Here is a 25,438-nt window from a genome sequence, read left to right as displayed (position 1 = left end):
AAGCGCGGCAGGAAGGACCAAAAATGCCCGGCAAGATTACGATGATTAACGTGCTCTGGATGGTCATGGTCACGGGCATGCTCACCGCAACTGTCGCTCTTTACGATCAGAAGGTCGATACCTCCAAGGTTTATGGTCCCTATGCTTCGGCTCGCACGGCCGTACTGGGCCAGTACTGAGGAGCGAGTACGCAACTCCCCGGGAAAGGAATGCCTATGTTCACGATCTTGACAGTGCTCACCGCCCTCATCAGCGTCATGTTCATCGTGTCTGTGGCCTCGACGATATCAGCGCTGCGGCGCGAAGGCGAAGAGGTGAAGGCGCTGAACGAAAAGCATAGCGCGTTCTGACATTCCTCTCTTCCCCTCCCATGAGCGGCACCATTCGCCGCCTGGGCCTTTCAAAGCCGGATGCAAACAGCGTCCGGCTTTTTTCTTGGGCAGTGAGTGAGCCAACTGAATGCTTCAGCCTGCAAGCAAGGCCCTAACAGAAAAGGGCGGCTGGAAGCCGCCCCGTTCATTCGATCATTCTTCGGCAGCACCGCCCGGATCGCCATCGGCGACAGGCGTCTCATCGGCGCCTTCGACGGTCCCTTCCGTCTCATCCTCCTCCGGCTCGCTGATGCGCTCGACCGAAACGACCTTCTCGTCCTTGGCCGTGGAGAAGATGGTGACGCCCTTGGTGGCGCGGCTGGCGATGCGGATGCCGCCGACCGGTACGCGGATCAACTGGCCGCCATCGGAGACGAGCATGATCTGGTCGCCGTCATCGACTGGGAAGGCTGCAACGAGTTCGCCGATCTCGCCGGTCTTCGACGTGTCGGTGGCGCGGATGCCCTTGCCGCCACGGCCGGAGATGCGGAAGTCGTAGGAAGACGAACGCTTGCCGAAGCCCTTTTCGGAGACGGTGAGCACGAACTGCTCGCGTGCCTTCAGCTCTTCGTAGCGTTCGTCGGAGAGCTGTCCCTCCTCGGTGACTTCCTCGCCGACAAGCGCGATATCCTCTTCATCGACGCCCGTCGCGCGACGCTCGGCGGCGGAACGCTTGAGATAGGCGGCCCGTTCCCACGGCTCCGCATCGACATGGCCGACGATCGTCATCGAGATGATGCGGTCGCCCTCGCCGAGATTGATGCCGCGCACGCCGATCGAGTTGCGGCCGGCAAAGACGCGGACGTCGTCGACGGAGAAGCGGATGCACTGGCCGAGCGCCGTGGTCAGGAGAACGTCGTCCCGCTCGGTGCATGTCTCGACGGAGAGGATTTCGTCGCCCTCCTCCTCCAGCTTCATGGCGATCTTGCCGTTGCGGTTGACCTGGACGAAGTCCGACAGCTTGTTGCGGCGAACCGTACCGCGCGTTGTCGAGAACATGACGTCGAGATTGTCCCAGCTCGCCTCGTCCTCGGGCAAGGGCAGGATGGTGGTGATGCGTTCGCCGGGTTCGAGCGGCAGCATGTTGATCAGCGCTTTGCCGCGCGAGGTCGGCGTGCCGATCGGCAGACGCCAGACCTTCTCCTTATAGACGATGCCGCGGGAGGAGAAGAACAGGACCGGCGTATGGGTATTGACCACGAATAGCCGGCTAACGAAATCCTCATCGCGGGTCGTCATGCCGGAGCGGCCCTTACCGCCGCGGCGCTGGGCGCGGTAGGTGGTCAGCGGCACGCGCTTGATGTAACCGAGATGCGAGACGGTGACCACCATGTCTTCGCGGGCGATCAGATCCTCGTCGTCCATCTCCAGGCCGCCATCGACGATCTCGGTGCGGCGTGGCGTGCCGAACTCGTCGCGGACGGCGGAAAGCTCGTCCTTGACGATGGTCTGGATGCGGACACGCGAGGAAAGAATATCGAGATAATCCCGGATTTCCTCGCCTATCTTATTGAGCTCATCACCGATTTCGTCACGACCGAGTGCAGTCAGGCGGGCAAGGCGCAGCTCGAGAATAGCGCGCGCCTGCTCTTCCGATAGGTTGTAGGTGAGATCGTCGTTGATGCGGTGGCGCGGATCGTCGATCAGACGGATCAGGCTTTCGACATCTTCGGCCGGCCAGCGGCGCGTCATCAGCTCTTCGCGGGCCGACTGCGGATCCGGTGCCTGACGAATGACGCGAATGACTTCGTCGATATTGGCGACGGCGATGGCGAGACCAACCAAGACGTGGGCGCGCTCGCGCGCCTTGCGAAGCAGAAATTTCGTTCTCCGGCTAACGACTTCTTCGCGGAAGGAGACGAAGGCGCGCAGCATGTCGAGTAGCGTCAACTGCTCCGGCTTGCCGCCGTTCAGCGCCACCATATTGCAGCCGAAGGAGGTCTGCAGCGGCGTGTAGCGGTAAAGCTGATTGAGGATGACCTCGGCATTGGCATCGCGCTTCAATTCGATGACGACGCGATAGCCCTGGCGGTCGGATTCGTCGCGCAGATCGGAGATGCCCTCGATGCGCTTTTCACGCACCAACTCGGCCATCTTCTCGATCATCGTCGCCTTGTTCACCTGATAGGGAATTTCGGTGATGATGATCTGCTCGCGGTCGCCACGCATCGGCTCGATGGTGGCGACGCCGCGCATGATGACGGAGCCGCGGCCGGTCTCGTAGGCCGAGCGGATGCCGGCACGGCCGAGGATCTTGGCGCCGGTGGGGAAGTCAGGGCCGGGAATGATCTGCATCAGCTCCGGCAGCTCGATCGCCGGATCGTTGATCAGCGCAATGCAGCCGTCGATAACTTCCGACAGGTTGTGCGGCGGAATGTTGGTCGCCATGCCGACGGCGATACCGCCGGCGCCGTTGACGAGCAGGTTCGGGAATTTGGCGGGAACCACGACCGGCTCGGACAGCGTCCCGTCATAGTTGTCGCGGAAGTCGACGGTTTCCTTGTCGAGATCGTCGAGCAGCGAATGGGCAGCCTTTTCCAGGCGGCATTCGGTGTAACGTTCGGCCGCCGGCGGATCGCCGTCGACCGAGCCGAAATTGCCCTGACCGTCGATCAGCGGCAGGCGCAGCGACCAAGGCTGCGCCATGCGGGCGAGCGCGTCATAAATCGCGGCGTTGCCGTGCGGATGGTATTTACCCATCACATCGCCGGTGACACGGGCGCATTTGACGTATTTCTTGTTCCAGTCGATGCCGAGCTCGGACATGCCGTAGAGGATGCGCCGGTGCACGGGCTTCAGGCCGTCGCGCACGTCGGGCAGCGCGCGGCTGACGATGACGCTCATGGCGTAATCGAGATACGACCGCTGCATTTCCTCCATGATGGAGATGGGCTCGATGCCTGGCGGGAGCTTCCCGCCGCCGGGGGGTGTTTGCTCAGTCAAAACAGATCACGATCTCTTCTAGAATCACTTGAAGATTTATAGCGGAAAGCCTGTTCCCGCGCCAATTTCCGAGCGCGTTTTGAACAGGCTTTTGCGGCCGAAAAAGGGTAAAGCACGGGACTTGTGCGACCGGACCGGACAAATCCGCCGCGGGCCGCCGCGGCATATTTGCCAAATCCAAATCCCCGCTTCACAATCGCAGAAAATCACGCACCCATATGGGCTTTCGGAGAGACGATGGCAAGCGCCGACCAGTTGATCAACGCCTTCACGACGCTACTTGTCACCATCGATCCGCCGGGGCTGGCGCCGCTGTTCCTGGGGTTGACGACCGGCATGAGCAGGGCCCAGCGGACGCAGGTGGCGCTGCGCGGTTCGACCATCGCCTTCATCATACTGGCGGTCTTCGCCCTGTTCGGCGCCGGGGTGCTCGGCGTGCTCGGCATATCGATCGGCGCCTTCCGTATCGCCGGCGGACTGCTGCTCTTCTGGATCGCCTTCGAGATGGTGTTCGAGCGGCGCCAGGAGCGCAAGGAGAAGGCCTCGGAGGCTGCGGTCACCAAGGATCATATCGAGAATGTCGCCGTCTTTCCCCTCGCCTTGCCGCTGATCGCAGGCCCGGGCGCGATCTCGGCGACGATCCTGCTTGCCGGCACACTGCCGTCCTCGGTCGAAAAAGCGCAGCTGATCGCCGTCATCGCCGCCAACCTGCTGCTGACTTTCCTGATGCTACTGATCGCCGAAAGGCTCGACCGCTTCCTCGGCGTCACCGGCCGGGCGATCCTGACGCGGCTGCTCGGGGTCATCCTCGCCGCCCTTGCAGTGCAGTTCGTCGTCGACGGTGCGAAGGCGGCGCTCAATCTGATCAGCGCGACGCCGCATTGATCGGAAAATCAACGAGAGCATTGACGCCGTTTTCGAACATCCTGCTCCGAAGTACTACCACGCAGGTCCACCGGTCAGAACGGAAAATCAGAACACGGCGTATAGACTGAATGGGAGGATCAAATCGTCGCTTTCTACGAAAATATCTCGCTCCGAGTGCGGACTTGCTGGATAAATGTGTTCCGAACCCTTACCGATTTGGACACGTACCACACCCACAGGCCGGTGACGATAGTCGCAAATACGCTCGGGGCAACAATCTCGGCTGTCAGAAGTTGATTAACACCGATACCTAGGACGGTGGAAACGAAGGCAATATCGAGTACGAGGGCGACTGGGATAGCTATCCACTGATAGAAGAACAACTTCGGAAATATTCTGTCCTTTTTAAACATAAACCAGAGTACCACTACTTGAAGCGCCATAAGCGCAAAGTTCAAGGCGGCCTCGCCAATAAACACCAGTTGGCCTCCTCCGCCACCATCATATTCAGCATAATTTTCTATCGACTTCGCAACAGCTCCCAGTGTTTTAAGTAGTCCTACGACCTCTGCTATTGCTAAAAGCAGAAGCCACCCACCGAAACCCGACGGGCCGTTGACTGGGTCTGTTGTTCTCCTGGCTGATCTAACAGCAAAATAAATTGGCACTCCGAAAAATAGAAAAACAATCAACCAATGCCAAATAGAAAACGATCCCATCAGCAAATCCCCCGAAAGCCTGAAATCTCCACCTGCATAAGGCGGTTCCGCTCATCCCCGACACCAGTTCTGGCCGATCACCCGCCTTTATTCGCGGAGCATCTGGAACCAATCTCGCAAAAGACCACTTGGCGTCTCGCCGACCGAGCCCGAGCAAGGAAGTCGGACAATTTCAACCCGTTCTTCCAATGCTGATCCGCCGGGGTTCGCACAATTCTCTTTAGAACGGGATGTCGTCGTCGAGATCGCGCGAGAAGTTGCCGCCGCCGCCGCGGCTCGGCGATGATGAAGGAGCCGGGGCGCCGTAGTCATCGCCGTAATCATTGTTGCTGCTGCCGCCACGGCCACCGCCGAAGCCGGAGCTCGCGCCGCCGCCATCGCCGCGGCCGTCGAGCATCGTCAACGTCGAATTGAAGCCCTGCAGCACGACCTCCGTCGAGTAGCGGTCCTGGCCCTGCTGATCCTGCCACTTGCGGGTCTGCAGCTGGCCTTCGATATAGAGCTTGGCGCCCTTCTTCACATATTGCTCGACGACCTTGCAGAGGCCTTCGTTGAAGACGACGACAGTATGCCACTCGGTCTTTTCGCGGCGTTCGCCAGAATTGCGGTCGCGCCAGGTTTCCGAGGTCGCGATGCGGAGGTTGGCGATCGGCCGGCCATCCTGAGTGCGGCGGATTTCAGGGTCTGCACCCACGTTTCCAACCAGAATTACCTTGTTCACGCTACCAGCCATGCTTTTCACCCTGCCTGCCGCCCTGCCCGGCGGCGTTGATCGATCGGCGCACCTTAAACCATCGCGGACCGCCAATGCGCGTAAACGGTCGTTCATCCACATGTTTATCCATCAGAAAGCCGCATGCATTCATCAGGAATTTTGTTCTTTATTTGTTCTAGTTTATCCGTATGATCCTGTCAACAGAATCGAAAACCTTGAGCCATCCAGGATATTCAGCCTCGACTCGCCCGTCGGCATCACTAAATAAGGGCTGTTATCCAGAAAACCAAAGCAGAGACGATGAGCGAACTGAAGACGATCTCCATCCGCGGCGCGCGCGAGCACAATCTGAAGAGCATCGATCTCGATCTGCCGCGCAACAAGCTGATCGTCATGACCGGGCTTTCGGGATCCGGCAAATCCTCGCTCGCCTTCGACACCATCTATGCCGAGGGCCAGCGGCGCTATGTCGAAAGCCTGTCGGCCTATGCCCGGCAATTCCTGGAAATGATGCAGAAGCCCGATGTCGACCAGATCGACGGGCTGTCGCCTGCCATTTCGATCGAGCAGAAGACCACCTCGCGCAACCCGCGCTCGACGGTCGGCACGGTCACCGAGATCTACGATTACATGCGCCTGCTCTTTGCCCGCGTCGGCGTTCCCTATTCGCCGGCGACAGGCCTGCCGATCGAGAGCCAGACCGTCAGCCAGATGGTCGACCGCATCCTCGCTTTCGGCGAGGGTACTCGTCTCTATATTCTCGCGCCGCTCGTGCGCGGCCGCAAGGGCGAATACAAGAAGGAACTGGCGGAGCTGATGAAGAAGGGCTTCCAGCGCGTCAAGGTCGATGGCCAGTTCTACGAGATCGCCGAGGCGCCTGTTCTCGACAAGAAATACAAGCACGACATCGACGTGGTGGTCGACCGTATCGTCGTGCGCCCGGATGTCTCGGCACGCCTGGCCGACAGCCTTGAAACCTGCCTGAAGCTCGCCGACGGGCTGGCGATCGCCGAATTCGCCGACAAGCCGCTGCCGCCGGAAGAGACCTCGGCCGGCGGTTCGGCCAACAAGTCGCTGAACGAAACGCATGAGCGCGTGCTGTTTTCGGAGAAATTCGCCTGCCCGGTCTCGGGCTTCACCATCCCGGAAATCGAACCCAGGCTCTTCTCCTTCAACAATCCCTTCGGCGCCTGCCCGACCTGCGACGGTCTCGGCGCCCAGCAGAAGATCGACCCCGACCTGATCGTGCCCGAACCGGAGCGGACTTTGCGCGACGGAGCGATCGCGCCCTGGGCCAAGTCGACCTCGCCCTATTACAACCAGACGCTGGAAGCGCTCGGCAAACATTACGGCTTCAAGCTCGGCACCCGCTGGAACGACCTGTCCGACGAGGCCAAGGACGTCATTCTCAACGGCACCGACGACAAGATCGAGTTCCACTACGCCGACGGCGCCCGCTCCTATACGACGCACAAGAATTTCGAGGGCATCATCACCAATCTCGAACGCCGCTGGAAGGAGACCGATTCCGCCTGGGCGCGCGAGGATATCGAGCGCTTCATGTCGGCCGCCCCCTGCCCGGCCTGCAACGGCTTCCGCCTGAAGCCGGAAGCGCTGGCGGTGAAGATTGACAAGCTGCATATCGGCGAAGTCACCGGCATGTCGATCCGCATCGCGCGCGACTGGTTCGAGGCACTGCCGGCGACGTTCAACGCCAAGCAGAACGAAATCGCCGTCCGCATTCTCAAGGAAATCCGCGACCGCCTGCGCTTTTTGAACGATGTCGGCCTGGAATATCTGAGCCTGTCGCGCAATTCCGGCACGCTATCGGGTGGCGAGAGCCAGCGCATCCGGCTCGCCTCGCAGATTGGTTCGGGGCTGACGGGCGTGCTCTACGTGCTCGACGAGCCGTCGATCGGCCTGCATCAGCGCGATAACGCCCGGCTGCTCGACACGCTGAAGCACCTGCGTGACATCGGCAACACCGTCATCGTCGTCGAGCATGACGAGGATGCGATCCTGACGGCCGACGACGTGGTGGATATCGGTCCGGCCGCCGGCATCCATGGCGGTGAGGTTATCGCCCATGGCACGCCGCAGGACATTATGGACAATCCGAAGTCACTGACCGGCAAATATCTCTCCGGCGAACTCGGCGTTCCCGTTCCCGAAGAGCGCCGTAAGCCGAAGAAGGGCCGCGAAATTAAGGTGATCGGCGCACGCGGCAACAATCTGAAGAACGTCACCGCGTCGATCCCGCTCGGCGTCTTCACGGCGGTGACCGGGGTTTCCGGCGGCGGCAAATCCACCTTTCTGATCGAGACGCTCTATAAATCGGCGGCTCGCCGCGTTATGGGCGCGCGCGAAATTCCGGCCGACCACGACCGCATCGACGGTTTCGAGCATATCGACAAGGTGATCGATATCGACCAGTCGCCGATCGGCCGCACGCCACGCTCGAATCCGGCGACCTATACCGGCGCCTTCACGCCGATCCGCGATTGGTTCGCCGGCCTGCCGGAAGCCAAGGCGCGCGGCTACCAGCCGGGCCGCTTTTCCTTCAACGTCAAGGGCGGACGCTGCGAAGCCTGCCAGGGCGACGGCGTCATCAAGATCGAGATGCACTTCCTGCCCGATGTCTACGTCACCTGCGACGTCTGCCACGGCAAGCGCTATAACCGCGAGACGCTCGACGTGACCTTCAAGCAGAAGTCGATCGCCGACGTGCTCGACATGACGGTGGAGGAGGGCGTCGATTTCTTTGCGGCAGTCCCCGCCGTGCGCGACAAGCTGCAATCGCTGAAGGATGTCGGCCTCGGTTACATCAAGGTCGGTCAGCAGGCCAATACGCTCTCGGGCGGCGAAGCGCAGCGCGTCAAGCTCGCCAAGGAACTGTCGAAACGTTCGACCGGACGCACGCTCTACATTCTCGACGAGCCGACGACCGGCCTACACTTCCACGACGTCGCCAAGCTCCTGGAAATGCTGCACGAGCTCGTCAACCAGGGCAATTCCGTCGTGGTGATCGAGCACAATCTCGAAGTCATCAAGACAGCGGACTGGGTGCTCGATTTCGGCCCCGAAGGCGGCGATGGCGGCGGCGAGATCGTCGCGACCGGCACACCAGAAGCGATCGTCAGGGAAAAGCGCTCCTATACCGGCCAGTTCCTGAAGGAGTTGCTGGAGCGGCGGCCGGCGAAGAAGGCGGTCGCGGCGGAATGACCATGAGGTTGGCGTCGCCCGACGATCTCCAAACGGAATATCGCGCTCTATAGTGTCTTCGGGTTCCGGAAAACGGGTCGCAGGCCGAACCCTTATCGGCCAGGATGGACGCTCATCGACATGACGAAAGAGATTCATGCGGCTTGACTGCCGCGAACTGGGAGGACGACATGACGAAATCCGGCACTATCCGCACCGGCGTCGGCGGCTGGACCTTCGAGCCCTGGCGGGGGCATTTCTTTCCCGCCGATCTGAAACAGAAGGACGAGCTGCATTATGCCAGCCGTCAGTTGAAGGTCATCGAGGTCAATGGCACCTATTACAGCACGCAAAAGCCTGCGGTCTTTGCGAAATGGGCAGCGGATGTGCCCGATGGCTTTATCTTTTCGCTGAAGGCAACGCGGTTCGTCACCAATCGGCGGGTGCTCGCGGAAGCCGGTGAATCGATGGAGCGCTTCCTCACATCCGGAATAAGCGAGCTCGGCGATCATCTCGGGCCGCTGCTCTGGCAATTCGCACCGACAAAGAAATTCGATCCGGACGATTTCGAAGCCTTCCTGAAGCTGCTGCCGGCAAAGCAGGACGGACTGGCGCTCCGTCACGTGGTGGAGGTGCGGCACGATTCCTTCAAGGTGCCGGAATTCGTTGCTCTGCTTGCTAGATATGGCGTGGCGCCGGTTTGTGCCGAACATTTCGAATATCCGATGATCGCCGATGTGACGGCAGATTTCGTCTATGCCCGACTGCAGAAGGGATCGGATGATATTCCGACCTGCTATCCCGACAAGGATCTGAAGGCCTGGGCAAAGCGGCTCGAGACCTGGGCCGAGGGCAAAGTTCCGGACGATCTGCCGCTGATCGACGGGGATCGTCAGGTGAAGGCTGAGCCGCGCGATGTCTTCGCCTTCATGATCCACGAGGGCAAGGTCAATGCGCCGCACGGGGCGATCGCGCTGCAGCAGTTGCTGGCAAAATAGGCGATTGAGACTTAGCCCGGGCTAAAGCGGCAACACCTCGGCTGCAAGCTCTTCCGCCGTCAGCCCCTTGCCGGCGCGCTGGCCAGCCTCTCCGTGCAGCCAGACGGCGGCGGCCGCAGCTTCAAAAGTCGCCAGGCCCTGGGCGAGCAATCCGCCGATGATGCCGGCAAGCACATCGCCGGAACCTGCCGTGGCAAGCCAGACAGGCGCATTGGTATTGATGAGCGCGCGCCCGTCCGGCGAGGCGATTACGGTATCGGCGCCCTTATAGACGATCGCGGAATTGGCGCGGCGGGCGGCCGCCACGGCCTTGTCTACCTTCCCCAGCGTTTCGTCGTCGCCAATATCCGGAAAGAGCCGCGAAAATTCACCCTCGTGCGGCGTCAGCACCAGACGCGGCTCGCCCTGGAAAAGGTCAAAAAGCTGTTGCGGATCGTCCTTGAACGAAGAGATGCCGTCGGCATCGAGCACGAGTCGGCGATCGGCAAGCGCGGTGACGAAGCCGCGGGCTCTCGCGCCGACACCGAAGCCGGGACCGAGGACGAATGTCTGCAGCCGCTTGTCGGACAGCCACTCTGCCAGATCCGCCTCGTCGTCGACTGCATGCAGCATGACGGCTGTGAGATGCGCGGCATTGGCGGCCATCGCTGCGCCGGGGGTGGCGATCGTTACCAGGCCGGCGCCGGCCTTCAGGCCGGAGACCGCCGACATGCGGGCAGCCCCGGTCTTGTCGGCCTCGCCTGAGAAAACGACCAGATGGCCGCGCTTGTATTTGTGGGTTTCCAGCTGCTCGGCCGGCAGCACGCCCTTCCAGGCGTCAGGTGTGTTCTCGGCGATGGCGCCGCCCGCCTCAGCCCGGATGATCCGGGCGGGAATGCCGATGTCGAAGACTTCCAACTCGCCGCAAAGCTCCCTGCCCGGCATCAGGAGATGGCCGGGCTTTCGGGTCATGAAGGTGATGGTATTGCGAGCCTGGAAGGCAGCACCCAGCACCTTGCCGGTGCGGCCATCGACGCCTGAGGGCAGATCGATGGCGAGCACCGCGATACCGGCCTCGGCGACACGCTTGGTCAAGGCAGCCACATCGGCCGGCACCGCGCGCCCGAGGCCTGCTCCGAACAGACCGTCGATGACGACGTCGCCGGCTTCCGGCCGATAGCGGCCGAGTTCTTGGCCCTGCAATGCGCAGCCAGCCCGAGCGCGGGCGGCATCGCCTTTCAGCTTTGCGGGATCGCCGAGATGAAAAAGTGCCACGGTCGCTCCGGCCTCCAGCAGATGCCTTGCCGCGACATAGGCGTCGCCCCCGTTGTTGCCGGGGCCGCAGAGCACGACGAAACGCAGCGCCCCGGGATGAAGCCTGAGCGCGGCAGCCGCGGCGGCGGCCCCTGCCCTTTCCATCAGGCCGAAGGAATCGATTCCGGAGGCAGCTGCGGCCGCATCGATGGCGCTCATTTCGGCAGGCGTCACCAGAAGCTCGGAGAGATGTTTGCTCATCAGCCTATTCAATTCAAAAAACGCACAAAAAACAACCGTCTGGAGAGAAGCGACAGAGATCTAAATTTGTGCATTTGCTTATATTTTAATCGCCTCGCAACTTGGTTTTGCAATCGAAGGAAAACCTGGCTTTTCCGGTTTTCGGCCGATTTTTCTCCGATAGCCGACGTTTTTCCACCCCTCTCGTCACCAAATCGACATTAAATTCCCCGCAGACGCGCCGGTTTCGACAAAATCGACGTTTTTTTTCGATAACACGGATTTCAAACTGGCACGATATCTGCATCATATCCGCGAGCGGGAACATCCCTGCCATAACAGGAGAAGCGGAGAGACATTTTCTCATGAAAAAGATCGAAGCGATCATTAAGCCCTTCAAGCTGGACGAAGTGAAGGAAGCCCTTCAGGAAGTCGGCCTGCAGGGTATCACAGTCACGGAAGCCAAGGGCTTCGGTCGTCAGAAGGGCCATACGGAACTCTACCGCGGTGCCGAATACGTCGTCGATTTCCTGCCGAAAGTGAAAGTCGAGGTGGTGCTGGCCGACGAAAACGCCGAGGCGGTCATCGACGCGATCCGCAAGGCGGCGCAAACCGGCCGCATCGGCGACGGAAAGATCTTCGTCTCCAATGTCGAAGAGGTTATCCGCATCCGCACCGGCGAGACCGGCATCGATGCCATCTGACCACTTTGCCTACCGCGCAAAGTCCGATACCGTCACCGCGCCCACCTATTGTCATTGCTAATTGGAGGAAGGTATTTAATGGCGACCGCAAGCGAAATTCTGAAGCAGATCCAGGAAAACGACGTGAAGTTCGTCGATCTGCGCTTCACCGATCCGAAGGGCAAGTTGCAGCATGTGACGATGGACGTTGCCGTCGTCGACGAAGACATGTTCGCCGACGGCGTGATGTTCGACGGCTCCTCGATCGGCGGCTGGAAGGCCATCAACGAGTCCGACATGGTGCTGATGCCCGATACCGAAACGGTGCATATGGATCCATTCTTCGCCCAGTCGACCATGGTCATCGTCTGCGACATTCTCGATCCGGTTTCCGGCGAGGCCTATAACCGCGATCCGCGCGGCACCGCCAAGAAGGCCGAAGCCTATCTCAAAGCCTCCGGGATCGGCGACACGATCTTCGTCGGCCCGGAAGCCGAATTCTTCGTCTTCGACGACGTCAAGTACAAGGCCGATCCCTACAATACCGGCTTCAAGCTCGATTCGACCGAATTGCCGTCGAACGACGACACCGATTATGAAACCGGCAACCTCGGCCATCGCCCGCGCGTCAAGGGCGGCTATTTCCCGGTTCCCCCGGTCGACAGCGCTCAGGACATGCGTTCGGAAATGCTGACGGTGCTCTCGGAAATGGGCGTCGTCGTCGAAAAGCATCACCATGAAGTCGCCGCCGCCCAGCACGAACTCGGCATCAAGTTCGACACGCTGGTGCGCAACGCCGACAAGATGCAGATCTACAAATATGTCGTGCACCAGGTGGCCAACGCCTACGGCAAGACGGCGACCTTCATGCCGAAACCGATCTTCGGCGACAACGGTTCGGGCATGCACGTGCACCAGTCGATCTGGAAGGGCGGCAAGCCGACGTTTGCCGGCGACGAATATGCCGGCCTCTCCGAGACCTGCCTCTACTACATCGGCGGCATCATCAAGCACGCCAAGGCAATCAATGCCTTCACCAATCCGTCGACGAACTCCTACAAGCGTCTCGTGCCGGGTTATGAAGCGCCGGTGCTACTCGCCTATTCGGCCCGCAACCGCTCGGCTTCCTGCCGCATTCCGTTCGGCTCCAACCCGAAGGCCAAGCGCGTCGAAGTCCGCTTCCCGGATCCGACCGCCAACCCCTACCTCGCCTTCGCCGCCATGCTGATGGCCGGCCTCGACGGCATCAAGAACAAGATCCATCCCGGCAAGGCCATGGACAAGGATCTCTACGATCTGCCGCCGAAGGAACTGAAGAAGATCCCGACCGTCTGCGGTTCGTTGCGCGAAGCGCTCGAAAGCCTCGACAAGGACCGCAAGTTCCTGACCGCCGGCGGCGTCTTCGACGACGACCAGATCGATGCCTTCATCGAGCTGAAAATGGCAGAGGTGATGCGTTTCGAAATGACGCCGCATCCTGTCGAATACGACATGTATTATTCGGCCTGATCGGCCGCCACGCGGAAAGTCCCGGTTCGCCGGGACCTTTACCTCCCCCGGTCATGAACGGCAGAAGGAGGATATGACGTTCATGTGACGCGCTGGTGCAAAATTCTTGATTTGCACCGCACCAATCACCAAATTTGGTGATGAAAGGAAGTCGTACCATGAAAGAAAGACTAGCAAAGTTCAGTATCGGCGAAGTGGTCCGGCACAAGGTTTTTCCGTTTCGCGGCGTCATCTTCGATGTCGATCCGGAATTCGCGAATACCGAGGAATGGTGGAACTCCATTCCCGCCGAAGTGCGCCCGAGCAAGGACCAGCCCTTCTACCATCTGCTCGCCGAAAACGACGAAAGCGAATATGTCGCCTATGTCTCCGAGCAGAACCTGGTGAATGACGAAAGCGGCACGCCGCTTCGCAACCCGCAGATCTACCAGATTTTCGATCAGGCTCCGTCCGGGCAGTTCAAACCCAAGATGAGCTTCGCCCACTAATAAGATCAGACACGCCGATCGATGAAACGAGGCCTCGCATCTCCCGGCGAGGCCTTTTTCTTGGCGAGAAACAAAAAACCCGGCACGAAGCCGGGTTTTTTGTTCAAGCCTGTCGACTAGATTACTGAGCCTTGGCAGCCTTCTGAGCGTCTTCCAGCTTCTTACGGGCTTCTTCAGCCTTCTTCTGCATGCCTTCCTGCAGGCTGCGCTGGCTTTCAGCGAGCTTGGATTCGGAAACCGGTTCGCCATCATAAGCGCCGGTGAAGCCTTCGAGCGAAATCTTGATCGGGTTCGGCGCGCGGCGGAAGTTGATCGAAGTGAAGATCACGTCGCTACCCTTCTTGAGGCTGGCGATCATCGCGTCGGTCAGCGGAATTTCAGCGGTGCACTTGTCCGGCAGGCAGACGGCATAATCGAGCTTCTGGCCCTTGCCGCCGTCGATCTGCATGCTGATGCCCGGAGGAATGAGGCGTGCCGTGGGAACGGAGACCTGCAGGAGCTTGCGGTTGATCTTGCCGGTGACCGAAATCAGGCCGACAGCCGTGACGAGCTGGCCGCCATTGGCGAGAATCAGGTTCTGGACGACGCAGATGTCGTTGTCTTCCTGCTTGCTGCAGGTCTTGTACCAGCCGAGCTTCGGCGCGCCAGCGGCCTGTGCCGGGGCATCGGCCGGAGCCTGCGCCGCCGCATCCTGTGCGAAGGAGGAGACCGGTGCCGAAGCGCCGAACACCACTGCCAGAACGGACAGTGCTGCCCGCATTTTCTTTTCAGACTTGAACATCATAACGAATTCCGTCTCCTGATATCCGTTCGGAGCAGCGACGTGCCGCCCCAACCATCGGGTCGTTCGGCAGTCCACCTCATGGAAAAATAAGGCAAATGCATGACCCCGAAACTTCGGGTTCACCTGTTACATCGCAGCGTTCAAGATATCCAGCTTTTCTTTGGCAATTTAAGAGTCAATTTCATCGACAGGCCAAAGAAATCGCGCCTGCGTGTTGGAATCAGTCGACCCCATGCTAATCTCGCGATGAATCATGCACTTATTTTTCGCGGATCAAGGATTGCCGAATGCTCCGGATCATCGTCCCTCTCGTCCTCTCCTTGCTGTGCGGCACCGTCGCCGCAGAGCCGCTGCACGGCATCGCGATGCATGGCGAGCCGGCCTTGCCGCCTGACTATAAGCACTTTCCCTACGTCAATCCCGACGTGAAAAAGGGCGGCAAGATCACCTATGGCGTCGTCGGCACTTTCGACAACCTCAACCCGTTCATCCTGAAGAGCATGCGCACGACGGCGCGCGGCATGTGGGATCCGGAATATGGGAACCTCGTCTACGAATCGCTGATGCAGCGCTCCCGGGACGAGCCTTTCACGCTTTACGGCCTGCTTGCCGAAACGGTCGAATGGGATGAGGACAGGAGCTTCATCCAGTTCAACCTCAATCCGAAAGCGAAGTGGTCCGACGGTCAGCCGGTGACGCCGGAGGACGTGATGTTCACCTTCGAACTGATGCGCGACAAGGGACGCGTGCCCTACTCCAACCGCATCAACGTCGTCGCCAAGATGGAGAAGGTCGGCGAGCACAGCGTACGCTTCACCTTCAACGACAAGGCAGACCGCGAGACGCCTCTGATTTTCGGTCTTTTTCCGGTGCTGCCGAAACACGCGGTCGACCCGGAAACCTTCGACCGCACGTCCCTGACGCCGCCGGTCGGTTCCGGTCCCTACAAGGTGAAGACGGTGAAGCCCGGCGAGAGCATCACCTATGAGCGCGATCCGACCTACTGGGGCAAGGACATTCCGGCCAAGGTTGGCACTGACAATTACGACCAGATCACCGTCCAGTATTTCCTGCAGGACACGACGCTGTTCGAAGCCTTCAAGAAGGGCGATGTCGACCTCTATCCCGACGGCAATCCCGGCCATTGGGCCAATGCCTATAACTTCCCGGCCGCCACCTCCGGGGCCGTGATCAAGGACGTGTTCACACCGAAACTGCCAAGCGGCATGCTCGGCTTCGTGTTCAACACGCGCCGGTCGATCTTTGCCGATCCGAAGGTGCGCGAAGGCCTGTCGCTGGTGTTCGATTTCGAATGGGCGAACAAGAATCTCTATTCCGGCGCCTACAAGCGGACGCAGAGTTTCTGGCAGAACTCGGAACTCTCAAGCTTCGGTGTTCCCGCGAATGCGGCCGAGCTTGCGCTGCTCGGGCCGATCAAGGACAAGATCGCGCCTGAAATTCTCGAGGGCATCTATAAGCTGCCGGTCACCGACGGTTCCGGACGAGACCGCAATGTGCTGAAGCAGGCCGTCGCGCTTCTGAAACAGGGCGGCTATGCGATTCAGGGTGGCAAGATGCTTGACGCCTCCGGCCGCCAGCTCGCTTTCGAGATCATGACGCAGAATGCCGACCAGGAGAAGCTTGCCGTCGCCTATCAGCGTTCGCTGCAGACGATCGGCATTGCGGCTTCGATTCGCACTGTCGATGATTCGCAGTATCAGAGCCGGACGAACAGCTTCGATTACGACATGATCATGAAGTCCTATACCTCGTCGCTATCACCTGGAAACGAACAGCTCGGCCGCTGGTCTTCGGCTGCGCGCACCCGCGAGGGGACCGATAGTTTTGCCGGCGCCAACGATCCCGATCTCGATACGCTGATCGACCATCTGCTGAGGGCACGCTCTGCGGAAGATTTCACCGCGGCGGTACGCTCCTACGACCGGCTGCTGCTATCCAGCCATTACGTCCTGCCGCTATATCATATGGACCAGCAGTGGGTTGCCCGCAGCAAGCGCATCGGCCATCCCGACGCGGTACCGCTTTACGGCTACCAGCTGCCGGTTTGGTGGGATACAAGCGCCCAATAGAAGCGGCCGAAAACTTCGGCCCTATGTCTCCCCCGGAGATACACAGAAGGAACATCATCATGGAGCGCATCACCATCGACGTAGTCTCGGATGTCGTCTGCCCCTGGTGCTATCTCGGCAAGGCGCGGCTGGAGCTTGCCATTGCGGAAGTGCAGGACGAGATCGGCGTCGACATCAACTGGCGGCCGTACCGGCTCAATCCCGACTATCCCAAGGAAGGTGTCGACCAGAAGAAGGCGCTGGCGGAGAAGCTCGGCGGCGAGGAGCGCGTGGCGCAGGCGCACAAGATGCTGACCGATTACGGTCGTGAGGTCGGCATCGCCTTCGATTTCGAAGCGATCAAGATCGGCCCGAACACGCTCGACGCCCACCGGCTGATCCACTGGGCGATGATCGAAGGCCGCGAGAAGCAGGACAAGGTCGTCACCGCCTTGTTCAAGGCGAATTTCGAGGAAGGCCGCAATGTCGGCGACCATGCGGTGCTGCTCGACATCGCCGAGAAGGCCGGCCTCGACCGTTCGGTCATCGCCTCGCTGCTTGCGTCCAATGCCGATAGCGATCTGATCGTCGCCGAAATCAAGGCCGCGCAGGAGATGGGCGTCAACGGCGTGCCGTTTTTCATCTTCGACCAGCAGTATGCCGTCAGCGGCGCTCAGACGCCTGACGTGCTGGCGAACGCGTTGCGCGACATCGCAAAGGCAAAGGCCGAGGCGCGATCGGGATTGAACTGAGTCAATCGATGCGAATCGAGATCGAACAGCCGCGACAAAGTTGGATCGAGGATTTCGCAGCGCTCAAGCGCGCCCTCATGGGCGCAGCACCCGCCGGAGCCTATCTGCATCATATCGGCTCGACGGCCATTCCCGGCCTTCCGGCCAAGGATATCATCGATCTCCAGCTTACGGTCAACGATCTGGCCGAGGTCGATGCCGACGCATTCGAACAGGCCGGTTTCGAGCGCCGGCCCATCACCATCGATCACTGCCCTCCGGGACTTGAACTGGCGGAAGGCGAACTGCGCAAGGCCTTCTATCGCAGCAAAGGACGCCCGGCCAATCTGCATATCCGGCAAAGAGGCCGTTTCAATCAGCGCTACTCCCTGCTCTGCCGAGACTTCCTGCGTGCCCATCCGACGGCGGCCAACGCCTATGCGCTGATCAAACAGCGGCTCGCCCAGCGTTTCCCCGAGGACGTCGATTTCTACTACGACATCAAGGACCCGGTATTCGACATCATCATGGACGGCGCCAATGAATGGGCAAAGCTGATTGGTTGGTCGGAGCCACCGGGCGACTGAAGCCGCGGCTTTAACTCAGCCCAGAACCGGAACGCAGCGCACTTCGGTCTTCACCGAATTGGCGATGAAACATTCGTCGTGGGCGCGATGATGCAGAGCTTCGAGTTCGCCCAGAGCGGGCTGCTTTTCACGGCTGAAGACGACGTGTGGCCTCAGCGTCACGACAGTCATGGCGAGACGGCCTTCGGCATTCTTCTCCATCACGCCCTCGGCGGCATCGGTGTAGCTGTCGACACAAAAGCCCTGTTTGGCGGCAAGAGAGAGGAACCAGAGCATGTGACAGCTCGAAAGCGAGGCAATGAAAGCTTCCTCCGGATCGACTGCGTCTTCGGCTGAATAAGGCAGCGGAACGACATGCGCGGATGAGGATGCCCTCACCTCGATACCGCCATCGAAGGTCCAGCGATGGGCGCGGCTGTAGCGGTTGTCGGTGAAGGTCTCGCCATGTCGTTCCCAGGCAATTGTCGCGCCATATGTCGCCATATCAGTCTCGCTCCGTTATTTCGCCATCTCGGCCAGTTGCGTCATGATCACGGCAGCACCCTGCAGGCGCTTTTCCGGTGTCGGCAGGTCGCGAGTCAGGAACAGGCTGTGATCGGGGCGGATCTTCGCCATCGTGCCCTGCTTGCCAATATAACCGACGAGGTTTGCCGGGTTGGGGAATTCCTTGTTGCGGAACTGCACGACCACGCCCTTCGGGCCGGCATCGAGCTTTTCGACATTGGCGGTGCGGCAGAGCGACTTAATGTAGACGATCTTCAGGAGATGCTGCACTTCGATCGGCATCGGCCCGAAGCGGTCGATCATCTCGGCGCCGAAGCCGTCGATCTCCTTGAGTTCGGTGAGTTCGCCGAGACGGCGGTAAAGTGCCATGCGCAGATGCAGGTCGGGCACGTAGTCTTCCGGGATCATCACCGTCGTTCCGACGGAGATCTGCGGCGACCAGCCGGTGTCGTGGATCTCGTCGACACCCTTGACCTCGGCGACTGCCTCTTCCAGCATCTGCTGATAGAGTTCGAAGCCGACTTCCTTGATGTGACCCGACTGCTCCTCGCCGAGTAAGTTGCCGGCGCCGCGGATGTCGAGGTCGTGGCTTGCGAGCTGAAAGCCGGCGCCGAGCGTATCGAGCGACTGCAGCACCTTCAGCCGTCGGTCGGCAGTCGCCGTCAGTACCTTGTTCACCGGCAGGGTGAAGAGCGCGAAAGCGCGCACCTTCGAGCGGCCGACGCGGCCGCGCAGCTGATAGAGCTGGGCAAGGCCGAACATGTCGGCGCGGTGGACGATCAGCGTGTTGGCTGTCGGCACATCGAGGCCGGATTCGACGATGGTGGTCGACAGCAGCACATCGTAGCGGCCTTCATAAAAGGCGTTCATGATGTCTTCCAGTTCGCCGGCCGGCATCTGGCCATGGGCGACGGCGACCTTCAGCTCCGGGACATCGGACTGCAGGAAGGCATTGATATCAGCGAGATCGGCAAGCCTTGGGCAGACGTAAAAACTCTGGCCGCCGCGATAGTGCTCGCGCATCAGCGTCTCGCGGATCACAAGGCTGTCGAAGGGCGAGATGAAGGTGCGCACCGCCATGCGGTCGACCGGCGGCGTGGTGATCAGCGACAGTTCGCGCACCCCGGTCATGGCAAGCTGCAAGGTGCGCGGGATGGGTGTCGCCGACAGCGTCAGCACGTGCACGTCGCTCTTCAGCTCCTTCAGCCGCTCCTTGTGCTTAACGCCGAAATGCTGCTCTTCGTCGATGACGAGCAGGCCGAGATTGGCGAATTTGATGCCGGCGCCGAGCAACGCATGCGTGCCGACGACGATATCGGTCTTGCCTTCGGCCACTTCCTTCTTGGTCAGCGCCAGATCCTTGGCGCCGACAAGACGGGAGGCCTGCTGGACACGCACCGGCAGGCCACGGAACCGCTCGGAAAAAGTCTTGAAATGCTGGCGGGCAAGCAAGGTCGTCGGCACGACGACGGCAACCTGGACGCCGTTCATCGCGGCGACGAAGGCGGCGCGCAGCGCCACCTCTGTCTTGCCGAAGCCGACGTCGCCGCAGACGAGACGATCCATCGGCCGGCCGGCGCCGAGATCGGAGCGCACCGCATCGATGGCGTTATCCTGGTCCTCGGTCTCGTCATAGGGGAAGCGGGCGGAAAACTCGTCGTAAAGCCCGTCCGGGGTCGTCAGAACAGGCGCGTGGCGCGTCAGGCGCTCGGCGGCGATGCGGATCAGCGCGTCCGCCATATCGAGCAGCCGCTTCTTGAGCTTGGCCTTGCGCATCTGCCAGGCGCCGCCGCCGAGCTTGTCGAGCTGGGCGTCGGTGCCCTCGCCGCCGTAGCGCGAGAGCAGATCGATGTTTTCGACCGGCAGGAAGAGTTTGGCCTCATCGGCATATTGCAGTTCGAGGCAGGCATGCGGGGCGCCTGCCGCCTCGATCGTCTTCAGGCCGATGAAGCGGCCGATGCCGTGTTCGGCATGGACGACGATCGAGCCTTCGTCGAGGCCCGCGACCTCGGCGATGAAATCGGCGGCACGCTTGCGGCGTTTGGAGCGGCGCACCATGCGGTCGCCGAGGATATCCTGCTCGCCGATGACGACGAGATCGCCGGCCTCGAAGCCGGATTCGAGATTGAGCACGGCGGCGGCCGCCTCGCCTTTGGCCAACGCGCCGAGATCTTTCAGCGCCTCGACCGGCTTCACCTTTTCCAGGCCATGCTCGTTCAGCACCTGCAGCAGGCGCTCCAGCGAACCTTCGGTCCAGGCGGTTACCAGCACCTTCGCCCCGCCGGCGCGCCGGTAGGCGATATGCTTGACGACGACGTCGAAGATATTGACGCGCTCGGCATCGCCGCCGCCTTCGGCATTCGAGCGAGCCCAGCGCTGGCCCTGGCGGGCTTCGATATTGATGACCCGCCTCGCCTCGCCCTCGATCTCGTTAAAGGGGCTCATGCGGATCGCGCCGAGCGCGTCGAGAGTCTTGGCGAAAAGCTTGCTGTCGAGATAGAGCTGGCCCGGCGTCACCGGCTTGTAGGGCGTGCCCTGCGCCATCTGGCCCTTGGCCGGCTGGCCGGAATTCAGGCGGGCGTCGAAATAATCGAGGACGAGCTTGGAGCGCTCCTCCGCCGCCTCACGGACCGTGTGGTCGGTGACAATACGGAAGCCGCTGAGATAATCGAAGACGGTATCGAGCTTCTCGTAGAAGAGCGGCAGCCAATGCTCCATGCCGGGATAACGGCGACCTTCGGAGACGGCGAGATAAAGCGCATCGTCACGCGTCGTCGCGCCGAAAGCCGAGAGGTAGTTCTTGCGGAAGCGGCTGATCGTATCCGGCGTCAGCGTCACCTCGCTCATCGGATTGAGATCGAGCGAGCGCACCTGGCCGGTGGTGCGCTGGCTCGCCGGATCGAAGCTGCGGATCGATTCCAGCGTGTCGCCGAAGAAATCGAGGCGGACCGGTTCTTCCGACCCCGGCACAAAGACATCGAGGATGCCGCCGCGCACGGCATATTCGCCGACCTCGCGTACGGTCGCGACGCGGTCGAAACCGTTGCGCTCCAGGCGCCCGGCGAGATCGTCCATGCGCAGCTGGTTGCCGGGACGGGCCGAAAAGCTCAGGCTTTCAATGACATCCTGCGGCGCGACCTTCTGCAGCATGGCATTGGCGGTGACGAGCACGATGGCCGCATGCGGCTTTTTGCGGTGGGCGATGAGGCCGCTCAGTGCTGCAAGCCTGCGGGCCGATGTATCGGCGCTCGGCGAGACGCGGTCATAGGGCAGGCAGTCCCAGGCAGGCAGGGTGAGAACCGGAATGTCGGGGGCGACAAAACCCAGCATCTGCTCGAGATCGGCCATGCGGTGGCCGTCGGACATGACATAGGCGACCGGCTCTCCCGTGCGGGCGAGTTCGGCGAGCAGCAGCGGTTCGAGGCCGGCAGGCACATTGCCGATCGTCAGCGGCTCGGCAATGGCCGCAAGCTTCTTCGCATCGAAACCAGGGATCATTCCGGCGTCCTGAGGGGCTTGTCGAAATCGGGCGTGTAGGCGGCAAGGCGGGCAAACATCGGTGTCTGAAAACGCTCAGGCACCGGCCAGGTTCCCATGATCCAGCGGACCAGGTCGTTATCCTCTTCGGCCATGATCGTCTCGAACTCGTCGAGCTCTGCGTCCGAAAGCGTCGCGATCTCGGCTTCGGCGAACTGGCCGAAGACCAGATCCATCTCGCGGATGCCGCGATGCCAGCAGCGGAAAAGGATCCTGCGGCGGCGCGGGTCGAGACCGGCACTCGTGAGCGTGACACCTGTCATGGCATTACCTTCCTGTTGATGCGCCTCTATAGACCCTGGAAAGCGGCTTGTCAGCCTTGCCAAGGCCGCATTGTTCATCGCATTTTGACCGCATGCGCCCCGCCATTCTCGATCCGCTGTTTTCCTCCATTTCGGGCCTTCCGGGCGTCGGCCCGAAGATCGCCGAACTGCTGGTCAAGCTGCTCGGATGCGAGACGCCGGAGGATTGCCGGGTCATCGACCTTTTGTTTCACGCCCCCTTCTCACTGATCGACCGCCGCAACCAGCCGGGGATCACCCAGGCGCCGCAGGGCGCGATCGTCACCATCACCGCACGTGTCGATCGGCATCAGGTGCCACCGCGCGGCAAAAGCAATGTCCCCTATCGGGTCTTCCTGCATGACGACACCGGCGAGCTGACGCTGGTCTTCTTCCGCGGCCAGGCGGCGTGGCTGGAAAAGCAGCTGCCCATCGATGCGGAGGTGACGGTCAGCGGCAAGATCGACTGGTTCAACGGCCGCGCCTCGATGGTGCATCCCGACTATATCGTCAGAGCGGAGGAAGCGGAGAACCTGCCGCTGGTCGAGCCGATCTATCCGCTGACGGCGGGGCTTTCGCCGAAGACTTTGCGCAAGATCATCGACGCCGCCCTGCCGCGTTTTCCCGAGCTGCCGGAATGGATCGACCCCGCGCTGGCGCAAAAACAGGGCCTGCCGTCGATCCGCGACAGTTTCCATATGCTGCACGAGCCGCGCGACCCCTCCGATATAGACCCACGGGCCCCGGCGCGACGGCGGCTTGCCTATGACGAGTTCCTCGCCGGTCAGCTTTCGCTGAGCCTGGTGCGCCAGAGGCTGCGCAAGGTGGCCGGCCAGCCGGTCCATGCGACGGGCGCGGTCAGCAGCAAGATCCTGAAGGCGCTGCCCTTCTCGCCCACATCAAGCCAGAACGAGGCGATCGCCGAGATTCTGAAGGACATGACCGGCACCGAGCGCATGCTGCGGCTGCTGCAGGGTGATGTCGGTTCCGGCAAGACGCTGGTGGCGCTGATGGCGATGACGGCGGTGATCGAGAGCGGCGGCCAGGCCGTGCTGATGGCACCGACCGAAATCCTGGCCCGCCAGCACCACGCGACGATTTCGAAATTCGCCGCCTCCGCCGGGCTCGGCATCGAGGTGCTGACCGGACGCACCAAGGGACGCGAACGCGAGGAGATCCTGGAGCGCATCGCCTCTGGCGCGGCGCAGATCGTCATCGGCACGCATGCGCTGTTCCAGGACACTGTTTCTTACGCCAATCTGATTCTCGCCGTCGTCGACGAGCAGCACCGTTTCGGCGTGCATCAGCGTTTGAGGCTCACGGCCAAGGGCATCTCACCGCACATGCTCGTCATGACGGCGACGCCGATCCCGCGCACGCTGGTGCTTGCCGCCTTCGGCGACATGGACGTTTCCAAGCTCACCGAGAAACCGGCCGGCCGCAAGCCGATCCAGACGATCACCGTGCCGATGGAGCGGACCGGTGAAATCGTCGGCCGGCTGCAGAGCGCGCTTGCCGAGGGCAAGAAAGCCTACTGGATCTGCCCGCTGGTCGAAGAATCCGAAGAGCTCGACCTGATGTCGGCCGAGGAGCGGCATGCGACACTTGTTGCCGCGCTCGGCCCCGACATCGGCCTCATCCACGGCCGCATGAGCGGGCCGGAGAAGGATGCGGCGATGATGGCCTTCAAGAACGGCGAGACCCGGCTGCTCGTCGCCACCACTGTCGTCGAGGTCGGCGTCGACGTGCCGGATGCGACGATCATGGTGATCGAACATGCCGAACGCTTCGGCCTGGCGCAATTGCACCAGCTGCGCGGCCGCGTCGGGCGCGGCGAAGAGGCCTCGACCTGCATCCTGCTCTACAAGGGGCCGCTCGGCGAGACCGGCCATGCCCGGCTTTCGATCATGCGCGAGACCGAAGACGGCTTTCGCATCGCCGAGGAGGATTTGAAACTGCGCGGCGAAGGCGAACTGCTCGGCACCCGCCAGTCCGGCACGCCGGGTTTTCGCATCGCCAGCCTCGAGGCGCATGCCGACCTGCTGGAAATCGCCCGCAAGGATGCGGCCTATCTCATCGAGCGCGATCCGGAGCTGACCAGTGACAGAGGACAGGCGATCCGCACGCTGCTCTACCTGTTCCGCCGCGACGAGGCGATCCGCTTCTTAAGAGCAGGATAAAGCGCGCCGCGGCGCTTTAATCTTCTTTCCATGCATATCGTTATCGCAAAACGCCAAACACTTTTGGGCGATATGCATCAATCCGCCTTGGAAACCGCCACAGGCTTCGGCCGCGGCAGATGCTTCTGCTTCGGCTCGGATGGCATGTGTCCGGGTGCGACGAGACCGCCCGAAATCAGGAATTTGGCGGCGTCTTCCGGGCTCATATCGAGCAGGACGATCTTTTCGCGCGGCACGAAGACGAGGAAGCCCGCCGTCGGCACCGGCGTCGGCGGCAGGAAGACGGCGACCATATCCTGGCCCATGGCGTTGAATTTCGAGGCGATTTCGCCTTTTGCGTCGGTGGCGATGAATACCAGGGCCCAGAGGCCCGGGCTCGGATATTCGATGAGGCCCACCTTCTTGAAGGAATTCGCCTGCTCCTTCAGCACGGTTTCGAAAATCTGCTTCACACTTTTATAGATCGTGCGCACCAGCGGCATGCGCTGGACGATCGACTCGCCGAAACGGACGATGCTCTGGCCGATGAGGTTTTTGCCGAGGAAGCCGACGACGGTGATCAGCACGACAGCAATCAGCAGGCCGAAACCGGGAATAGCGAAATTAAGATAGCTTTCGGGGTTCCAACGCGCCGGGATATAGGGCCTGACCCAGCTGTCCGACCAGTGGATGAAGGTCCAGGTCAGCCAGATGGTAATCGCAATCGGCGCGCAGATGATCAGGCCTGCGAGAAAATTGTTCCTCAGCCGGGTCGCTACCGGCATTCTGGGGGCGTTGTCGGCCATCGTTTCCTGATGA

The 25,438-nt window shown here is 61.2% G+C and carries 21 protein-coding genes and 1 pseudogene; 13 read left to right on the top strand and 9 right to left on the bottom strand.

Annotation, left to right across the window (positions count from 1 at the left end; all coding sequences use genetic code 11):
• Positions 1–23 precede the first annotated feature (23 nt).
• Complete coding sequence (locus Tal182_RS32230) at positions 24–179, top strand: hypothetical protein (protein ID WP_003539654.1); 156 nt, start codon at positions 24–26, stop codon at positions 177–179.
• Between the two features lie 36 nt (positions 180–215).
• A complete protein-coding gene (locus tag Tal182_RS33100) occupies positions 216–350 on the top strand; it encodes a hypothetical protein (protein WP_010056528.1) in 135 nt (44 codons plus the stop codon).
• 174 nt (positions 351–524) lie between these two features.
• Here the strand turns inward: Tal182_RS33100 and gyrA are convergent, their stop codons facing one another.
• Entirely contained in the window at positions 525–3,314 is a 2,790-nt protein-coding gene (gene gyrA / locus Tal182_RS11475) for a DNA gyrase subunit A (protein ID WP_064802585.1), read from the bottom strand.
• 237 nt (positions 3,315–3,551) lie between these two features.
• On the opposite strand from gyrA, the gene Tal182_RS11470 reads away from it, so the two are divergent.
• A complete protein-coding gene (locus Tal182_RS11470; protein WP_064810390.1) occupies positions 3,552–4,199 on the top strand; it encodes a MarC family protein in 648 nt (215 codons plus the stop codon).
• A 134-nt stretch (positions 4,200–4,333) separates the two neighbouring features.
• Here the strand turns inward: Tal182_RS11470 and Tal182_RS11465 are convergent, their stop codons facing one another.
• Both Tal182_RS11465 and Tal182_RS11460 read right to left on the bottom strand, forming a co-directional pair.
• The gene (locus Tal182_RS11465; RefSeq protein ID WP_085859502.1) at positions 4,334–4,900 is read right to left on the bottom strand and encodes a DUF2569 family protein; all 567 of its coding nucleotides are present in this window, start codon (positions 4,898–4,900) and stop codon (positions 4,334–4,336) included.
• 220 nt (positions 4,901–5,120) lie between these two features.
• Entirely contained in the window at positions 5,121–5,633 is a 513-nt protein-coding gene (locus Tal182_RS11460; protein WP_064802580.1) for a single-stranded DNA-binding protein, read from the bottom strand.
• 282 nt (positions 5,634–5,915) lie between these two features.
• On the opposite strand from Tal182_RS11460, the gene uvrA reads away from it, so the two are divergent.
• From uvrA to Tal182_RS11445, 3 genes and pseudogenes are all read left to right on the top strand, one after another.
• Positions 5,916–8,837 carry an excinuclease ABC subunit UvrA gene (gene uvrA / locus Tal182_RS11455; RefSeq protein ID WP_064802578.1) on the top strand — a complete coding sequence of 974 codons (2,922 nt, stop codon included), beginning with the start codon at positions 5,916–5,918 and terminating at the stop codon, positions 8,835–8,837.
• A gap of 30 nt (positions 8,838–8,867) precedes the next feature.
• Positions 8,868–8,984, top strand: a pseudogene (locus tag Tal182_RS32725) (GNAT family N-acetyltransferase); the annotation flags it as partial.
• Between the two features lie 23 nt (positions 8,985–9,007).
• The gene (locus Tal182_RS11445; protein WP_064802577.1) at positions 9,008–9,814 is read left to right on the top strand and encodes a DUF72 domain-containing protein; all 807 of its coding nucleotides are present in this window, start codon (positions 9,008–9,010) and stop codon (positions 9,812–9,814) included.
• Positions 9,815–9,835: 21 nt separating this feature from the next.
• Here the strand turns inward: Tal182_RS11445 and Tal182_RS11440 are convergent, their stop codons facing one another.
• A complete protein-coding gene (locus Tal182_RS11440; RefSeq protein WP_085859501.1) occupies positions 9,836–11,308 on the bottom strand; it encodes an NAD(P)H-hydrate dehydratase in 1,473 nt (490 codons plus the stop codon).
• 344 nt (positions 11,309–11,652) lie between these two features.
• On the opposite strand from Tal182_RS11440, the gene Tal182_RS11435 reads away from it, so the two are divergent.
• The 3 genes from Tal182_RS11435 (at position 11,653) to hspQ (ending at position 13,967) form a co-directional block, all read left to right on the top strand.
• Positions 11,653–11,991 carry a P-II family nitrogen regulator gene (locus tag Tal182_RS11435; RefSeq protein ID WP_003539626.1) on the top strand — a complete coding sequence of 113 codons (339 nt, stop codon included), beginning with the start codon at positions 11,653–11,655 and terminating at the stop codon, positions 11,989–11,991.
• 78 nt (positions 11,992–12,069) lie between these two features.
• Positions 12,070–13,479: a type I glutamate--ammonia ligase gene (glnA, locus tag Tal182_RS11430; protein WP_011425369.1), complete on the top strand. Its 1,410-nt coding sequence runs from the start codon at positions 12,070–12,072 to the stop codon at positions 13,477–13,479.
• 158 nt (positions 13,480–13,637) lie between these two features.
• Complete coding sequence (gene hspQ, locus Tal182_RS11425) at positions 13,638–13,967, top strand: heat shock protein HspQ (RefSeq protein ID WP_064802571.1); 330 nt, start codon at positions 13,638–13,640, stop codon at positions 13,965–13,967.
• Between the two features lie 121 nt (positions 13,968–14,088).
• On the opposite strand, the gene Tal182_RS11420 is transcribed toward hspQ, so the two are convergent.
• The gene (locus tag Tal182_RS11420) at positions 14,089–14,751 is read right to left on the bottom strand and encodes an invasion associated locus B family protein (RefSeq protein WP_064802569.1); all 663 of its coding nucleotides are present in this window, start codon (positions 14,749–14,751) and stop codon (positions 14,089–14,091) included.
• Between the two features lie 287 nt (positions 14,752–15,038).
• On the opposite strand from Tal182_RS11420, the gene Tal182_RS11415 reads away from it, so the two are divergent.
• From Tal182_RS11415 to Tal182_RS11405, 3 genes are read left to right on the top strand one after another with little or no spacing between them, the layout of a single operon-like run.
• Positions 15,039–16,841, top strand: a complete 1,803-nt coding sequence (locus tag Tal182_RS11415) for an extracellular solute-binding protein (RefSeq protein ID WP_085859500.1) — start codon at positions 15,039–15,041, stop codon at positions 16,839–16,841.
• Positions 16,842–16,900: 59 nt separating this feature from the next.
• The gene (locus tag Tal182_RS11410) at positions 16,901–17,572 is read left to right on the top strand and encodes a DsbA family oxidoreductase (RefSeq protein ID WP_064802565.1); all 672 of its coding nucleotides are present in this window, start codon (positions 16,901–16,903) and stop codon (positions 17,570–17,572) included.
• 8 nt (positions 17,573–17,580) lie between these two features.
• The gene (locus tag Tal182_RS11405; RefSeq protein ID WP_064802563.1) at positions 17,581–18,138 is read left to right on the top strand and encodes a GrpB family protein; all 558 of its coding nucleotides are present in this window, start codon (positions 17,581–17,583) and stop codon (positions 18,136–18,138) included.
• A gap of 15 nt (positions 18,139–18,153) precedes the next feature.
• On the opposite strand, the gene Tal182_RS11400 is transcribed toward Tal182_RS11405, so the two are convergent.
• Genes Tal182_RS11400 through Tal182_RS11390 form a run of 3 tightly spaced genes read right to left on the bottom strand, consistent with a single transcriptional unit; the run spans position 18,154 to position 22,442 of the window.
• Entirely contained in the window at positions 18,154–18,621 is a 468-nt protein-coding gene (locus Tal182_RS11400; protein WP_085859499.1) for an OsmC family protein, read from the bottom strand.
• A 15-nt stretch (positions 18,622–18,636) separates the two neighbouring features.
• Positions 18,637–22,140: a transcription-repair coupling factor gene (gene mfd / locus Tal182_RS11395; RefSeq protein ID WP_085859498.1), complete on the bottom strand. Its 3,504-nt coding sequence runs from the start codon at positions 22,138–22,140 to the stop codon at positions 18,637–18,639.
• Positions 22,137–22,442 (bottom strand): succinate dehydrogenase assembly factor 2, encoded by a 306-nt coding sequence (locus tag Tal182_RS11390; protein WP_004680228.1) that lies wholly within the window; start codon positions 22,440–22,442, stop codon positions 22,137–22,139. Before Tal182_RS11390 ends, mfd begins: the two co-directional genes overlap by 4 nt.
• 92 nt (positions 22,443–22,534) lie before the next feature.
• Here Tal182_RS11390 and recG point away from each other — a divergent pair, with 92 nt between their 5' ends.
• Complete coding sequence (gene recG / locus Tal182_RS11385; RefSeq protein WP_085860910.1) at positions 22,535–24,640, top strand: ATP-dependent DNA helicase RecG; 2,106 nt, start codon at positions 22,535–22,537, stop codon at positions 24,638–24,640.
• A 77-nt stretch (positions 24,641–24,717) separates the two neighbouring features.
• On the opposite strand, the gene Tal182_RS11380 is transcribed toward recG, so the two are convergent.
• On the bottom strand, positions 24,718–25,425 hold the full coding sequence (locus Tal182_RS11380; RefSeq protein ID WP_085859497.1) for a DUF502 domain-containing protein: 708 nt from the start codon (positions 25,423–25,425) through the stop codon (positions 24,718–24,720).
• Positions 25,426–25,438: the final 13 nt, after the last annotated feature.

The organism is Rhizobium sp. TAL182 (assembly GCF_002117725.1).
GTDB lineage: Bacteria > Pseudomonadota > Alphaproteobacteria > Rhizobiales > Rhizobiaceae > Rhizobium > Rhizobium esperanzae.
Note: the sequence above shows the minus strand (reverse complement) of the source record. Positions and strands in the feature narration are given on the sequence as shown.